The organism is Thauera sedimentorum (genome assembly GCF_014489115.1).
In the GTDB taxonomy this organism is placed as follows: Bacteria; Pseudomonadota; Gammaproteobacteria; order Burkholderiales; family Rhodocyclaceae; genus Pseudothauera; species Pseudothauera sedimentorum.
In genome coordinates this window covers 440,780-454,437 of sequence record NZ_JACTAH010000001.1, presented here as the reverse complement: position 1 = coordinate 454,437, position 13,658 = coordinate 440,780, and the positions used below count along the sequence as shown (strand labels likewise).

The 13,658-nt window shown below is 66.1% G+C and carries 14 protein-coding genes and 2 tRNA genes; all 16 read right to left on the bottom strand.

Annotation, left to right across the window (positions count from 1 at the left end; translation table 11 throughout):
* Window positions 1-108 precede the first annotated feature (108 nt).
* A tRNA-Pro gene (locus IAI53_RS02030) sits at window positions 109-185 on the bottom strand.
* Window positions 186-252: 67 nt separating this feature from the next.
* A complete protein-coding gene (locus tag IAI53_RS02025; protein ID WP_187716489.1) occupies window positions 253-633 on the bottom strand; it encodes a MerR family transcriptional regulator in 381 nt (126 codons plus the stop codon).
* On the bottom strand, window positions 614-925 hold the full coding sequence (locus IAI53_RS02020; RefSeq protein WP_187716488.1) for an integration host factor subunit alpha: 312 nt from the start codon (window positions 923-925) through the stop codon (window positions 614-616). The genes IAI53_RS02025 and IAI53_RS02020 overlap by 20 nt, the downstream gene beginning before the upstream one ends.
* Window positions 926-929: 4 nt before the next feature.
* Entirely contained in the window at window positions 930-3,311 is a 2,382-nt protein-coding gene (pheT, locus tag IAI53_RS02015; RefSeq protein ID WP_187716487.1) for a phenylalanine--tRNA ligase subunit beta, read from the bottom strand.
* Between the two features lie 7 nt (window positions 3,312-3,318).
* On the bottom strand, window positions 3,319-4,350 hold the full coding sequence (gene pheS, locus IAI53_RS02010) for a phenylalanine--tRNA ligase subunit alpha (RefSeq protein ID WP_187716486.1): 1,032 nt from the start codon (window positions 4,348-4,350) through the stop codon (window positions 3,319-3,321).
* A gap of 67 nt (window positions 4,351-4,417) precedes the next feature.
* Window positions 4,418-4,777: a 50S ribosomal protein L20 gene (gene rplT / locus IAI53_RS02005; RefSeq protein WP_011764816.1), complete on the bottom strand. Its 360-nt coding sequence runs from the start codon at window positions 4,775-4,777 to the stop codon at window positions 4,418-4,420.
* Window positions 4,778-4,789: 12 nt separating this feature from the next.
* The gene (gene rpmI / locus IAI53_RS02000; RefSeq protein ID WP_015437124.1) at window positions 4,790-4,987 is read right to left on the bottom strand and encodes a 50S ribosomal protein L35; all 198 of its coding nucleotides are present in this window, start codon (window positions 4,985-4,987) and stop codon (window positions 4,790-4,792) included.
* A gap of 130 nt (window positions 4,988-5,117) precedes the next feature.
* Window positions 5,118-5,642, bottom strand: coding sequence for a translation initiation factor IF-3 (infC, locus tag IAI53_RS01995; RefSeq protein WP_187717915.1), 525 nt, complete (start codon window positions 5,640-5,642; stop codon window positions 5,118-5,120).
* Between the two features lie 27 nt (window positions 5,643-5,669).
* A complete protein-coding gene (gene thrS / locus IAI53_RS01990) occupies window positions 5,670-7,589 on the bottom strand; it encodes a threonine--tRNA ligase (RefSeq protein ID WP_187716485.1) in 1,920 nt (639 codons plus the stop codon).
* 162 nt (window positions 7,590-7,751) lie between these two features.
* Window positions 7,752-7,828, bottom strand: a tRNA-Val gene (locus IAI53_RS01985).
* A gap of 50 nt (window positions 7,829-7,878) precedes the next feature.
* Window positions 7,879-8,676, bottom strand: coding sequence for a 3'-5' exonuclease (locus IAI53_RS01980; protein WP_187716484.1), 798 nt, complete (start codon window positions 8,674-8,676; stop codon window positions 7,879-7,881).
* Window positions 8,676-9,098: a YdbL family probable chaperone protein gene (locus IAI53_RS01975; protein WP_187716483.1), complete on the bottom strand. Its 423-nt coding sequence runs from the start codon at window positions 9,096-9,098 to the stop codon at window positions 8,676-8,678. Before IAI53_RS01975 ends, IAI53_RS01980 begins: the two co-directional genes overlap by 1 nt.
* Window positions 9,095-9,283 carry a hypothetical protein gene (locus tag IAI53_RS01970; RefSeq protein ID WP_187716482.1) on the bottom strand — a complete coding sequence of 63 codons (189 nt, stop codon included), beginning with the start codon at window positions 9,281-9,283 and terminating at the stop codon, window positions 9,095-9,097. Before IAI53_RS01970 ends, IAI53_RS01975 begins: the two co-directional genes overlap by 4 nt.
* Before the next feature lie 54 nt (window positions 9,284-9,337).
* Window positions 9,338-11,362: a translocation/assembly module TamB domain-containing protein gene (locus IAI53_RS01965; protein ID WP_187716481.1), complete on the bottom strand. Its 2,025-nt coding sequence runs from the start codon at window positions 11,360-11,362 to the stop codon at window positions 9,338-9,340.
* Window positions 11,346-12,236, bottom strand: coding sequence for a cysteine synthase CysM (cysM, locus tag IAI53_RS01960; RefSeq protein WP_187716480.1), 891 nt, complete (start codon window positions 12,234-12,236; stop codon window positions 11,346-11,348). Before cysM ends, IAI53_RS01965 begins: the two co-directional genes overlap by 17 nt.
* A 69-nt stretch (window positions 12,237-12,305) precedes the next feature.
* Window positions 12,306-13,640 carry a UDP-glucose dehydrogenase family protein gene (locus IAI53_RS01955; RefSeq protein ID WP_187716479.1) on the bottom strand — a complete coding sequence of 445 codons (1,335 nt, stop codon included), beginning with the start codon at window positions 13,638-13,640 and terminating at the stop codon, window positions 12,306-12,308.
* Window positions 13,641-13,658 lie beyond the last annotated feature (18 nt).

The following is a 13,658-nucleotide window of genomic DNA, read 5'->3' as shown; positions in this document are numbered from 1 at the left end:
CAGGCGCGGGACGCCGCGGGTAGCCCGCGGAGCATAGCAGCATCCACCGCGCAGGGATGCGCACAAAACAAAAAACCGGCATTGAGCCGGTTTCTTGTCTGCAAACATTGGTCGGGGCGGCGGGATTCGAACTCGCGACCCCTTGCACCCCATGCAAGTGCGCTACCAGGCTGCGCTACGCCCCGACACAGGAGCGGGATTATAGCACCGCTTTTCGGAATTTCCACCAGCAGATCGATGCATCGGCACCAATCAGGACCGGAGCTCCGCCAGCAGCGCCTCGATTTCGCTCCGCAGTTCCGCCACCAGTGCCTTCATGCGGTCGCTCTCCTCCTCGACCTCATGCTCGTGCAGCGCGGTTTCGCCAAGCCGGTTGCGGGCACCCGAAATGGTGAAGCCTTCGTCGTACAGCAACTGCCGGATCCGGCGAACAAGCAGGACTTCGTGATGCTGGTAATAGCGCCGGTTGCCGCGTCGCTTGACCGGCTTGAGCTGGGTGAACTCCTGCTCCCAATAGCGCAACACGTGTGGCTTGACCGCGCACAGTTCGCTGACCTCACCGATGGTGAAGTAGCGCTTGGCCGGTATCGGCGGCAGCGCGTCCGACCCGACGTTAGGGCTGCTTGCTTGCATCGCTCAGTTGCTCCACCGCGGCCTTCAACTTCTGGCTCGCATGGAAGGTCACGACGCGCCGGGCGGTAATCGGAATTTCCTCACCGGTCTTGGGGTTGCGACCGGGTCGCTGCGGCTTGTCGCGCAACTGGAAGTTGCCGAACCCCGACAGTTTCACGCAATCACCCTGTTCCAGCGCCTGCCGGATCTCCTCGAAAAAGCCTTCCACCATATCCTTGGCTTCGCGCTTGTTCAGACCGACCCGCTCGAACAGCAGGTCGGCCAGTTCCGCCTTGGTCAAGGTCACGCCCATCTCCCTAGCCACGCAACCGGGCACCGAGCTTTGCTTCCGCGTGCCGCACGAGTGATTCGACGGCCTGCTCAACCTCGGCCTCTTCAAGCGTTCGATGAGTATCTTGCATCAACACCCTGAAGGCAAGGCTCTTTTTCTCGGGCTCGATGCCCTTGCCATGGTAGACGTCGAACAAGCCGATATCGCATACGATCGCCGGCGCGGCCTCGCGCAGCACCGCCAGCACGCTCGCCACCGGAAGCTCCTGGCCGACCACCAGGGCCAGATCGCGCACCACCGCGGGCTGACGCGAAATCTCTCTGTAGGCCGGCAAGGAGGCGGCCAGTGCGGCCTCCAGTTCGACCTCGAACACCACCGGGGCGGGCCCCAGGTCGTAACGCTGGACCCAGACCGGGTGAATCTCGCCGATGATGCCGATGCGTCGTCCTTCGAACAGCACCGTGGCCGCCCGGCCGGGATGCAGCGCGGGATGGGACAGGCGCTCGAAACCGAGGCTGGCAGGCGCGAACAGCGCCTCCAGGTCGCCCTTGACGTCATAGAAATCGACGTTGCGCGCCGCAGCGCCCCACTGCTCGCGCTGCGCCGGACCGGCCGCCAGGGCGGCCACGATCAAGGGCTGACGGAATCCGCTTACCGGCTCGCCATCGGCCTTGCGCTCGAAGCAGCGACCGATCTCGAACACGCGCACGCGATCCTGCTGGCGATTGCGGTTGGTGACCACGTTGGCAGCCAGGCCGGGGATCAGGCTGGAGCGCATCACGCCCATCTGGCTGGCGATCGGATTGGCCAGGCGGATGGGATCCGGATTGGCGCAGAAGTCCCGCTCCCAGGCCGCGTCGACGAAGGCGTAGTTGACCACCTCCTGGTAGTCGCGTGCCGCGATCAGGTGGCGGACGTCCCAGGCCGAGCGGCCGCTCTCGGAGCGGTCGAGCATCAGCAGGGTGCCCTGCGGCGCAACCGCGGGGATGTTGTCGTAGCCATGCAGCCGCGCGATCTCTTCCACCAGATCCTCTTCGATCTCGATGTCGAAGCGGAAGGACGGCGGCGTGACCAGAAAATCGGCGCCTTCACGATGAACGGCAAGATGCACGCGTTCGAGCAGTGCGGCGATCGCCTCGTCGCCGAGGTCGATACCCAGCAGCTTGCGCACACGCGCAGGGCGCAGGCGCACCGCCGGTCGGGTGGGCAGATGCTGTGGCGACACGGCCTCTTCCACCGGGCCGGCCTCACCGCCGCAGATGTCCAGGATCAGGCGCGTGGCGCGCTCCATCGCCAGGCGCGGAAGCTCGAAGTCGACGCCGCGCTCGAAGCGGTGCGAGGCGTCCGACGAAAAACCGTAGCTGCGCGCCCGTCCGGCGATCGCATCGGGCGCGAAGAAGGCGCTCTCGAGGAACACCTCGGTGGTATCCAGCGTGATGCCGCTCTCCTCGCCACCCATGATGCCTGCGAGCGCCAGCGCGCGGGCTTCGTCGGCGATCAGCAGGGTATCCGCGCTCGGCGTAACCGTCTGCTCGTTGAGCAGCAACACCTGCTCACCGGGCTGCGGGTAACGCACATGAACGCTCCCGTCCAGGCGCGCATTGTCGAAGGCATGCAGCGGCTGGCCGAGTTCCAGCATCACGTAGTTGGTGATGTCGACCAGCACACTGATCGCCCGCACGCCGCTGTGCTGCAGGCGCTGCTTCATCCATTCGGGCGTCGGCGCCTTGGCGTCGACACCGCGGATGATCCGTCCGCAGTAGCGCGGGCAAGCCTCGGGGGCATCGAGCACGATGGCACGGCGGGCATCGATGGTCGGCGCCACCGCTTCCGCCGCAGGCAGGGCGAGCGCAGTGCCGGTCAGCGCCGCCACTTCGCGCCCTACGCCCGCCAGGCTTAGGCAATCTGAGCGATTGGGCGTGAGCTTGATGGTGAAGCGGATATCGTCGAGCGCAAGCGCCGTGCGGATGTCCTGCCCCACAGGCAGATCCATGGGTAGCTCGAGCAGGCCACCGTGATCCTCGGACAGCCCCAGTTCGCGGGCCGAGCACAGCATGCCGAAGGACTCCACACCACGCAGCTTGGCCGCCTTGATGGCGAAGTCGCCCGGCAGCACCGCACCGACCGTGGCGCAGGGCACCAGCATTCCGGCCGCCGCATTGGGCGCGCCGCAGACGATCTGCAGCAGTTCGCCCTTGCCCGCGTCGACCTTGCAAACCTTGAGCTTGTCGGCGTTGGGGTGTTTCTCCGTCTCGACGATACGGGCCACCACCACCGAGGTGAACGGCGGGGCGACCGGGTCGGCTTCTTCGACTTCCAGGCCGGCCATGGTCAGCAGGTGACCGAGCGCGTCGCTGTCCAGCGGCGGATTGACGAGGCTCCGCAACCACTTTTCCGAGAATTGCATGATTCGATTACCTGAATTGGCTCAAGAAGCGCAGATCGCCATCGAAGAACAGGCGCAGGTCATTGACGCCGTAGCGCAACATGGTGAGGCGGTCGGGCCCCATGCCGAAGGCGAAGCCGGTGTAACGCTCGGGATCAATGCCGCCGAAGCGCAACACGTTCGGATGCACCATGCCGCAGCCGGCGATCTCCAGCCAGCGCCCCTTGAGCGCGCCGCTCATGAAGGCCACGTCGATCTCCGCGCTCGGTTCGGTGAACGGGAAGAACGAGGGACGGAAGCGCACCTGCAGGTCGTCGCTCTCGAAGAACTTGCGCAGGAAGTCGGCGATCACGCCCTTCAGGTCGGCAAAGCTGACGTTCTCGCCCACCCACAGGCCTTCGACCTGGTGGAACATCGGCGAATGGGTGGCGTCGGAATCGACCCGGTACACCCGCCCCGGGGCGATCACGCGGATCTCGGGCATGGTGTCGAGATCGGCATGCCGCGCCACATGGGCCAGCATCGCGCGGATCTGCACCGGACTGGTGTGCGTGCGCAGCAGCACGTCGTCGTGGCCTTCGAGGTAGAAGGTGTCGTGCATCGAACGCGCCGGATGATTCTCCGGTGTGTTCAGCGCGGTGAAGTTGTGCCAGTCGGTCTCGATCTCGGGGCCGTCGGCCACCACGAAGCCGATGGAGCGGAACAGCGCCTCGATGCGCTCCAGCGTGCGGCTGGTCGGATGCAGGCCGCCGGGTACGTTACCGCGCCCCGGCAGCGTCACATCCAGGGCCTCGGCGGCGAGCTGGGCCAGCAGCGCGGCCTCGCGCAACGCGGAACGGCGTGCTTCCAGGGCGCCCTCGACGGCCACCTTAGCCCGGTTGATCTCGGCACCCGCCGCCTTGCGCGCATCGGCGTCCAGCTTGCCCAGCCCCTTGAGGAGCTCGGTCAGCGAACCGCTCTTGCCCAGGTAGCGCGCCTTGGCCTGTTCGAGCTGGGTGCTGTCGGCCGCGGCGGCAAAGTCGGCGGCGGCTTGTTGAACCAGTTGATCCAGGTTGTCCATGTAAGACCGTGGAGAATGACAGGAAAAAAAAAGGAGGCCAGGCCTCCTTTTTCGATGCTGCGTCAGCTTACGCAGCGAGTTTGGCCCGGGCTTGTTCGGCGAGCGCGGCAAAAGCCGGCTTGTCGAACACGGCCAGGTCGGCCAGCACCTTGCGATCCACTTCCACCGCAGCCTTCTTCAGGCCGTTCATGAAGGTGGAGTAGGTCAGACCCAGCTCACGCGCGGCGGCGTTGATACGGGCGATCCACAGGGCACGGAACTGACGCTTGCGCTGACGACGGTCGCGGTAGGCGTACTGGCCGGCCTTCATCACCGCCTGCTTGGCGATGCGGTATACGTTCTTGCGACGGCCGCGGTAACCCTTGGCCTGATCGAGGACCTTCTTGTGACGGGCGCGGGCGGTTACACCACGTTTAACTCGAGGCATTGCGGTCTCCTATCAAGCGTAAGGCAGCATGGCGCGGATCAGCTTCTCGTCGGCAGCATGAACTTCGGTCATGCCGCGCAGCTGGCGCTTGCTCTTGGTGGTCTTCTTGGTAAGGATGTGGCGCTTGAACGCCTGGGACCGCTTGATCCCACCGCTGGCGCGGACCTTGAAGCGCTTCGCGGCGCCGCTCTTGGTCTTCATCTTGGGCATTGCTAACTCCTGGTTTATGAATGCCGCCAGGTAGCAGCCGAACCGACTGCTTTCATGACCTGACACCACTTGTTCTACGGCAGCTTTAGACCGCCGTTCGCCCCTGGGGGCTTTCAGGGCAAACGCCCGATCAGCGATTCTTCTTGATCGGCGCGATCACCATGATCATCTGACGCCCTTCCATCTTGGGCATCTGCTCGACCTGGCCATACTCCTCCAGGTCAGCCTTGACTCGTTCCAGCTGGCGCAGACCGAACTCCTGGTGCGCCATCTCGCGACCACGGAAGCGCAAGGTCACCTTGCACTTGTCGCCTTCCTCGAGGAAACGCTTCAGATTGCGCAGCTTGATCTGGTAGTCATTCTCGTCGGTACCGGGGCGCAGCTTGACTTCCTTGATCTGCACCTGCTTCTGCTTCAGACGGGCCTCATGGGCCTTCTTCTGCTCCTGGTACTTGAACTTGCCGAAATCCATCACCTTGCACACCGGCGGCTTCGCCATCGGTGCGATCTCGACCAGGTCCAGACCGGCTTCCTCAGCGGCACTCAGCGCTGCGTTCAGGGACACGATGCCAAGCTGTTCGCCTTCTTCACCGACCAGCCGGACCTCAGGCGCGTTGATCTCCCCGTTGACGCGCTGCTTCTTATCTTGAGCGATGGTTCCTCTCCAGAAATTCCAAAAAAATCAGACCGGGCCGGCTTTCGCTTCGACTTCGCGACGCCAGCGACCGATCAGCGATTCTAGGGTCATTTGGCCAAGATCCTGGCCGCCCCGCGCGCGCACTGCAACCTTGCCTTCGGCTTTTTCCTTCTCGCCGATGACCAGCAGATAGGGCAGCTTGTGCACGCTATGTTCGCGGATTTTATAGTTAATCTTCTCGTTGCGCAAATCGGCATCGACGCGGAATCCGGCCTGGCGCAGTTGCTTGACGACGTCCTTCACGTAGTCGGCCTGCCCTTCCGAGATATTCATCACCACCGCGTGCTGCGGCGCCAGCCACAGCGGCAGCGCACCGGCATAGTGCTCGATGAGGATGCCGGTGAAGCGTTCCAGCGAGCCGAACAACGCGCGATGCAGCATCACCGGGCGGCGGCGCGAGTTGTCCTCGGCCACGTAGTTGATGTCGAAACGCTCCGGCAGGTTCATGTCCACCTGCAGGGTGCCGCACTGCCAGTCGCGGCCGATGGTATCGCGCAGCACGAACTCCAGTTTGGGGCCGTAGAACGCCCCCTCGCCCGGGAACAGCTCGTAGGCCATGCCCATGTGGTCGAGCGCCGCGGCCAGCGCGCCTTCCAGCTTGTCCCAGGTCTCGTCCGTACCGATGCGGTTGTCCGGCCGGGTGGACAGCTTGATGCGCACGTTGTCGAAGCCGAAGTCCTTGTAGATGTCGAGGATCAGCGCGACGACGTCCTTGCACTCCTGCTCCATCTGCTCTTCGGTACAGAAGATGTGCGCGTCGTCCTGCGTGAAGTGGCGCACGCGCAGCAGGCCGTGCAGCGCGCCGGACGGCTCGTAGCGGTGCACCTTGCCGAACTCGGCCATGCGCAGCGGCAGGTCGCGGTAGCTCTTCAGCCCCTGGGCGAACATCGACACCGCACCCGGACAGTTCATCGGCTTGAGCGCGAACACGCGCTCGTCCTCGGTCTGCGTGGTGAACATGTTCTGGCGGTAGTTCTGCCAGTGCCCTGAGGTTTCCCACAGGCCGCGATCCATTACGTCGGGCGTATTGACCTCGACGTAGCCGGCCGCCTCCTGCTGGTCGCGCATGTAGTTGATCAGGCTCTGGAACAGACGCCAGCCCTTGGGATGCCAGAACACCGAACCCGGCGCCTCGTCCTGGAAGTGAAAGAAGTCGAGCTGCTGACCCAGCTTGCGGTGGTCGCGCTTCTCGGCCTCCTCGAGCATGTGCAGGTAGCCGTCCAACTCATCCTTCTTCGCCCAGGCGGTGCCGTAGATGCGCTGCAGCATCTCGTTCTTCGAGTCGCCACGCCAGTAGGCGCCGGCCACCTTCATCAGCTTGAAGACCTTGAGCTTGGCCGTACTCGGCACGTGCGGGCCGCGGCACAGGTCGATGAAGTCGCCCTGGCGGTACAGCGAGACGTCCTCGTCGGACGGGATCGAGGCGATGATCTCGGCCTTGTAGTGCTCGCCCTGCTCCTTGAAGAAGGCCACCGCACGGTCGCGCGCCCACACTTCGCGCGCCACCGGGATGTCGCGCTTGACTAGTTCCGCCATGCGCTGCTCGATCTTCTCCAGATCTTCCGGGGTGAACGGACGCTTGTAGGCGAAGTCGTAGTAGAAGCCGTTTTCGATGACCGGACCGATGGTGACCTGGGCGTCGGGGAAGAGCTCCTTCACCGCATGGGCCAGCAGATGCGCTGTGGAGTGGCGGATGACGTCGATTCCTTCCGGGACCTTGTCGGTGATGATCGCCAGCTCCGCGTCGCTGTCGATGCGATGCGACAGGTCGACCAGGCGACCGCCCACCCGGCCGGCCAGCGCGGCCTTCGCCAGACCGGCGCCGATTGAGGCCGCAACCTCGCCGACCGAGACAGATTGTTCAAAACTGCGGACAGAGCCGTCCGGAAGGGTGATGTTCGGCATCTTGGACCTCAAGCTGACCCCGGCGACGCCAGGGATGTACAGACGAAAAAAAAGTGCGGTCGAGACCGCACTTTTTTTATGGAGCACTACAGCGGAACCCGACGAATTAAATTCAGGATTCGGTCGTAGTAGTTCGGAACATTGTTTCCGGCTCCAGATGTCTGGTAGGCGCGATTGGATTCGAACCAACGACCCCCACCATGTCAAGGTGGTGCTCTAACCAACTGAGCTACGCGCCTGCTAAGAGCCGCGCATTATAAAGATTCCACGGCCTCTGTAAAGCACTTTCTTACTGGTTCGCCGATTCGGGCCAGGCGGCGAGATACTGCTCCCAGTGCGGCGCGCCGATATGCGCCAGGGCGTCGCGCACCACGCCTACTTCCGCAGCATGGGCGGCAGCATCCAGATGCCCGCGCATGCGCTGGAATCCGAGGTACACCAGGTAGGTGTTGACCACGTCGGTTTCACAGTAATCGCGGATCTCCGCCGCCTTGCCGTCCTGCCAGGCCTGCCATACCGCGCCGCCGTCCATCCCCAGCTTGCCCGGATAACCCATCAGCTTGGCCATCTCGTCCAGCGGGGCATTCGCGCGCGGCTGGTAGAGCGCAAGCAGATCCATCAGGTCGAGGTGGCGCTGGTGGTAGCGGCTGATGTAGTTGTTCCACTTGAAGTCGCGCGAGTCGTTGTAGTCGCCCTCGCCCATGTCCCAGTAACGCGGCGCGCTGACCCCGTGGATCAGGCCGCGGTAGTGCAGCACCGGCAGATCGAAGCCGCCGCCGTTCCACGAGACGATCTGCGGCGTGTAGCGTTCGATACCATCGAAGAAGCGCTGGATGATCTGCCCTTCGCCAACGTCCGGCTCCGACAGCGAGAACACGCGGAACTGGCTGGCGTCGCGCAATACGCAGGAAATGGTGACCACGCGGTGCAGGTGGTGCTGCAGGAAGTCGGTGCCGTTCGCGGCTCGGCGCTGCTGGAAGGCGAACTCGGCGACCTCGTAGTCGGACAACTCGTCGGACAGGCCGTTGAGCGCCCGCACGCCGGCGACGTCCGGAATCGTCTCGATGTCGAAGACGAGGACCGGCATCACTTCTGCACCCAGGCACCGCCGCGCTGCACCCACCAGCCCTTCTGCGCCCGGTCGATCCAGCGCTCGGCAAAGGTCTTGCGCACGTCGGCTTCCCACTCGGGGTGCCCGTTGGCGCGCGCGATCTCGCGGTAGAGCGCGGCGCGGTCGGCGTTCTCGGCAGCCACCAGGGTATTCGCCTGCGCCCGGCGCGCCAGCGGCACGCTGGATGCGTCGCGCAGGGTCACGCTGCCGTCGCTCGCCAGGCCCACGGCCCCTGCGGCATAGAGCGGAGCGAGCTGCGCATGGCGCTGCTGCATCGATTGCTTGAGGGCGGCGATTGCCGGGGTATCGATCTCAAGGTTGCCCTGCGCGGCCGCGCTCACGGCAAACCCGATGCACAGCGCCGAAATCCACGATCTGAACCAGGCGGGAAGTTTCATTGCGGCGTTCCTCCGTTCTCCGGGGCCGGCGTCGGCGCGCCTTCGCGCAACTGCCAGACCTCGTCGATGATGCGGTCGGCGGCCTTCTCGGCGGCCGCGGCGGGGAAGTAGATGTTGATGGTTACGCAGGCGCTGCTGGCCACCAGCAGGGCGGCCAACAGGATCGGGCGCAGGACGGCATTCATGGACTCACCTTTGCTGCGGCGCCGGACGCGCTCCGGCACGGACACCGCATTCCACTATCGTATGACCGGTCGCGCATTCGATTCGATCACGCCTTGCAGCCGATCGACAAGCTCCCGCCAATCGACGCGGCGATTGTAGCCGATGACGTTCAGCGCCGGGATGCCGCCGCCGCGCACCAGCAGGTAGCCACCACCCGCCGCATCGTCCAGCCCGCCCATCAGGCACACACCATCGGCCAGCACGCAGGAGAGGCCGATCTCGCGATAGCCGAAGGAGTCGAAGAAGCCGAGCATGCTGCGCTGGATGGCGGCCACCGCACCCGCACCACCGAGCGCGCCGATGTTCTGCACCGCGCGCTGGCTGATGCGGCGCGGGTAGCTGCCCGGGCTGCTGGCCACCCGCGCATCGAAGCGCACCGGACGCCAACGCGCCAGCTCCAGGCCGGTCACGCTGGCATCGACGTAACCGCTCATGCTGCCGAAGGAGAAGGTATCGGTGAGTTGCGCGAGGTCGATGTGACGCGCATCGATATCGGCATACAGGTGGGACGCAACGCCAAAGGGCTCCAGCAGACGCAGTTCGCTCACCTGCAGGTAGCCGCCGAACACCGAAACGACCAGCGTGCCGTCGAGCACCACTTCGCCGGGCGAAACCCGCAAACCGGGTAGCGCGGCCGACAGCACGCCAGCCATCTCGGGCAAGCCCAGCGCGCGGGTCAGCATCGGCACCGACACCGGCTCGACCACCACCCCGCCCTGCCCCGACCAGCCGGCGTCACCATGCTGCAGGGCCAGCTGCTCGAACACCAGGGCGCCGTCGAGCACCGGAATGCGCAGGCGCGGCACCTCCAGCTGCGCGCCGTGCAACCGGGCCGTCAGTTCGAACTCGCCGAGCTGCAGCGCCTGCCAACGCCCGCCATCCACCTTCAGGACGGCCTCGGTCGCCGCATCGCTGCGCCACGGCACGGCACCACTGACCGGCCCGAAGCTCAGGCCCGTGCCATCCAGGCTGAAACCGGCCTCGGCAAGCGCGGCATCCAGCGCAACCAGGCTGCCGTCGATGATGCGCAGCCCGACGCTGGCGTGTCCGGCGAACTTAAGCCTCCCGGCCTGTGCCGGCGCCACCAGGGGTGCGATGAAAGTCGGGCCGATCACCGCCAGGTCGGCGTCGGCGATCGCCAGCCCGGCATCGTCCAGCCGGCCCGTCCGCAGATCGAATACCGCGTTGGCAGCAAGACTGCGCACGCCGTCCAGTGCCAGCGCGGCGCTGCTCACTTCCAGACGCCCCTCCGCGTAGCGGCCCGAGGCCTGCAGGCTCGGCCCCGCGGTGAGATAGAGCGGGTGAAGGTAGGCTTCGCCCGCCTCCCAGGCGACGCCCGTCTGCCAACGCCAGGCGCCGCGCGCCCGGCGGGCGCGGGCGTCCAGCCTTAGGGCCAGCCCCTCGCCGGCCTGCAGGCCGTCTGCGGAGGAAAAGGCGCCTTGGTCCAGCGTCACGCCCAGCTTCAACTCGCCGCCGTCGGCGACCGGCGTGTAGCCGGCGCTGCCGGTCACGCGCCCCTGCGGCTGCCAGCGGGCGAGCGCGGGCAGCAGACGGGCCAGGCGCGTGAGGTCGAGCGCCTGAAACCGCGCCTCGAGGGCGCCCGACTCACCGGCAGCGAGCACCAGGGTTTCGCCGGGGGAGAACAGAAGCCGCAAGGTGCCGCTGCGGCTCGCGGGATCGGCCTGCAGCGTGGTGGCGACGCCACCGGGCAAGCCGGGCGCATCGAGGCGACCGTCCCGACAGGTCAACTCGCTTGCCGAGAAACGGAACTCCGCGCAGTGCAGGCCCACGTCGCGCAGGCCGAACCCGTCCACATCCACCCGCCCGATGCGCAGATCGGCGCTACCGGCCCCCGCATCCAGCGCGATGCGGACGTCCCGCAGGCTGAAGGCAGGATGGTCGACGCTATCGACACTCAGCGTCAGTTCGCGCCCGGCGGCCGGCCATGCAGGCAGCAGGGCGACGGCAAGCGCCAGCAGGGCGCGGAGGCAGCGGCCGCGGGCGTGCGCGGCCGGCGTGGGCTCAGCCGGGGAACACACCCGTGGACAGGTAGCGGTCGCCACGGTCGCACACCACGGACACGATCACCGCGTTCTCCACCTGCGCTGCGATGCGCAGGGCCACGTGCATGGCACCGCCCGAGGAAATGCCGGCAAAGATGCCCTCCTCGCGCGCGAGCCGCCGGGTCATTTCCTCGGCTTCCGCCTGGCTCACGTACTCGAGCGCATCGACGCAGTCCTTGTCGTAGATCTTGGGCAGATAGGCCTCGGGCCACTTGCGGATGCCGGGGATCTGCGAGCCCTCCTCGGGCTGGCAGCCGACGATGCGGATCGCCGGGTTGCGCGCCTTGAGGAAGCGCGAGGTGCCCATGATGGTGCCGGTGGTCCCCATGCTGCTGACGAAGTGGGTGATGGTGCCGCCGGTCTGCTCCCACAGCTCGGGACCGGTGCCTTCGTAGTGCGCGAGCGGATTGTCCGGGTTGGCGAACTGGTCGAGGATGATGCCGCGGCCTTCGTCGCGCATCTGCTCGGCGACGTCGCGCGCCATCTCCATGCCGCCTTCCTTGGGGGTGAGCACCAGTTCGGCGCCGAATGCGCGCATGGTCTGGCGACGTTCGACGCTCTGGTTCTCCGGCATCACCAGCACCATGCGGTAACCGCGCATCGCCGCGGCCATCGCCAGGGCGATGCCGGTGTTGCCGCTGGTGGCTTCGATCAGCGTGTCGCCCGGCACGATGTCTCCGCGCGCCTCCGCATGGACGATCATCGACAGGGCCGGGCGGTCCTTGACCGAGCCCGCGGGATTGTTGCCTTCCAGCTTGGCAAGGATGACGTTGTTGCGTCCGGCGTTGATGCGCTTGAGCCTGACCAGCGGGGTCTGTCCAACGTAGTCTTCGAGGGTCTTGTAGTCCATTTCGGCTTCGGTGCAGCGGCAATGGAGCGATGGTAACCCGGACACGCCCGCCGCGGGGGCGGTCACACACTACGCTGCCCGGCACCTGCGACCGATGCCGAAGTACTCGATGCCGTAGCGGCGCATCACCGCGGGCTCGTAGATGTTGCGCCCGTCGAAGACCACCGGCTGACGCATCTGCGCGCGGATGCGCTCGAAGTCCGGGCTGCGGAACTCCTTCCATTCGGTGAGCACGATCAAGGCGTCCGCCCCTTCGATGGCCTGCATCGGACGCTCCACGCAGCCCAGGCGCGTCTCCTGCCCGAAGATGCGCCGCGCCTCGCGACTCGCCGCCGGGTCATAGGCCGCCACCGTGGCCCCGCGCGCGAACAGCTCCTCCAGCACCACCCGGCTGGGCGCCTCGCGCATGTCGTCGGTTTCCGGCTTGAAGGCAAGGCCCCAGAGGGCGAAGTGCCGGCCGCGAAGGTCCTCGCCGAAACGCCTGACGACCTTGTCCACCACCCTCAGCTTCTGGCGCCGGTTGATCGCCTCGACCGCGGCGAGCAGGCCGAGCTCGTGGCCGTGCTCCCGCCCGGTGCGCACCAGCGCCTTGACGTCCTTCGGGAAGCACGATCCGCCGTATCCGCAGCCGGCGTAGAGGAAGTGCCAGCCGATGCGCGGGTCGGAGCCGATGCCCTGGCGCACCTGCTCGATGTCGGCACCGAGCGTTTCGGCGAGATTGGCCAGCTCGTTCATGAAGCTGATGCGCGTGGCCAGCATGGCGTTGGCGGCGTACTTGGCAAGCTCCGCGCTGCGCACGTCCATCACCAGCTGCCGCGCGTGATTGCGCTGGAAGGGCGCGTAGAGCTCGCGCATGCAGTCGATCGCGCGCTCGTCATCGGCGCCGATGATGATGCGATCCGGCCGCATGAAATCCTCGACCGCGGCGCCCTCCTTCAGGAACTCCGGGTTGGACACCACGCTGTAATCGATGGCCGCCCCGCGGGCCGCAAGCTCCTCGGCGATGGTCGCGCGAACCTTGTCGGCCGTACCCACCGGCACGGTGGATTTGTCGACCACCACCCGATAGCCGTCCATGTAGCGGCCGATGTTGCGTGCCGCGGCCAGCACGTACTGCAGATCCGCCGAGCCATCCTCGTCCGGTGGCGTGCCGACCGCGATGAACTGCACGGTGCCGTAACGCGCCGCCGCTTCGACATCGGTCGTGAAGCGCAGGCGCCCGGCCTCGACGTTGCGGCGAACCAGCTCGGGCAGGCCGGGCTCGTGGATCGGAATGCCGCCCTGCTGGAGGGTCTGGATCTTGGCGGGATCGACGTCGAGGCAGAGGACGTCGTTGCCCACGTCGGCCAGGCAGGCGCCGCTGACCAGACCGACATAACCGGTACCGACTACGGTGATTCTCATGATCGCTCCATGCGCTGT

Excerpts from the sequence above, each read along its gene's own strand:
- rpmI (WP_015437124.1), bottom strand. The coding sequence starts at position 4,987 with ATGCCCAAGATGAAGACCAAGAGCGGCGCCGCGAAGCGCTTCAAGGTC.
- IAI53_RS01980 (WP_187716484.1), bottom strand. The coding sequence starts at position 8,676 with ATGCCGGTCCTCGTCTTCGACATCGAGACGATTCCGGACGTCGCCGGC.
- IAI53_RS02020 (WP_187716488.1), bottom strand. The coding sequence starts at position 925 with ATGGGCGTGACCTTGACCAAGGCGGAACTGGCCGACCTGCTGTTCGAG.
- pheT (WP_187716487.1), bottom strand. The coding sequence starts at position 3,311 with ATGCAATTCTCGGAAAAGTGGTTGCGGAGCCTCGTCAATCCGCCGCTG.
- rplT (WP_011764816.1), bottom strand. The coding sequence starts at position 4,777 with ATGCCTCGAGTTAAACGTGGTGTAACCGCCCGCGCCCGTCACAAGAAG.
- cysM (WP_187716480.1), bottom strand. The coding sequence starts at position 12,236 with ATGGACTACAAGACCCTCGAAGACTACGTTGGACAGACCCCGCTGGTC.
- IAI53_RS01970 (WP_187716482.1), bottom strand. The coding sequence starts at position 9,283 with ATGAATGCCGTCCTGCGCCCGATCCTGTTGGCCGCCCTGCTGGTGGCC.
- IAI53_RS01955 (WP_187716479.1), bottom strand. The coding sequence starts at position 13,640 with ATGAGAATCACCGTAGTCGGTACCGGTTATGTCGGTCTGGTCAGCGGC.
- thrS (WP_187716485.1), bottom strand. The coding sequence starts at position 7,589 with ATGCCGAACATCACCCTTCCGGACGGCTCTGTCCGCAGTTTTGAACAA.
- pheS (WP_187716486.1), bottom strand. The coding sequence starts at position 4,350 with ATGGACAACCTGGATCAACTGGTTCAACAAGCCGCCGCCGACTTTGCC.
- IAI53_RS01975 (WP_187716483.1), bottom strand. The coding sequence starts at position 9,098 with ATGAAACTTCCCGCCTGGTTCAGATCGTGGATTTCGGCGCTGTGCATC.
- IAI53_RS02025 (WP_187716489.1), bottom strand. The coding sequence starts at position 633 with ATGCAAGCAAGCAGCCCTAACGTCGGGTCGGACGCGCTGCCGCCGATA.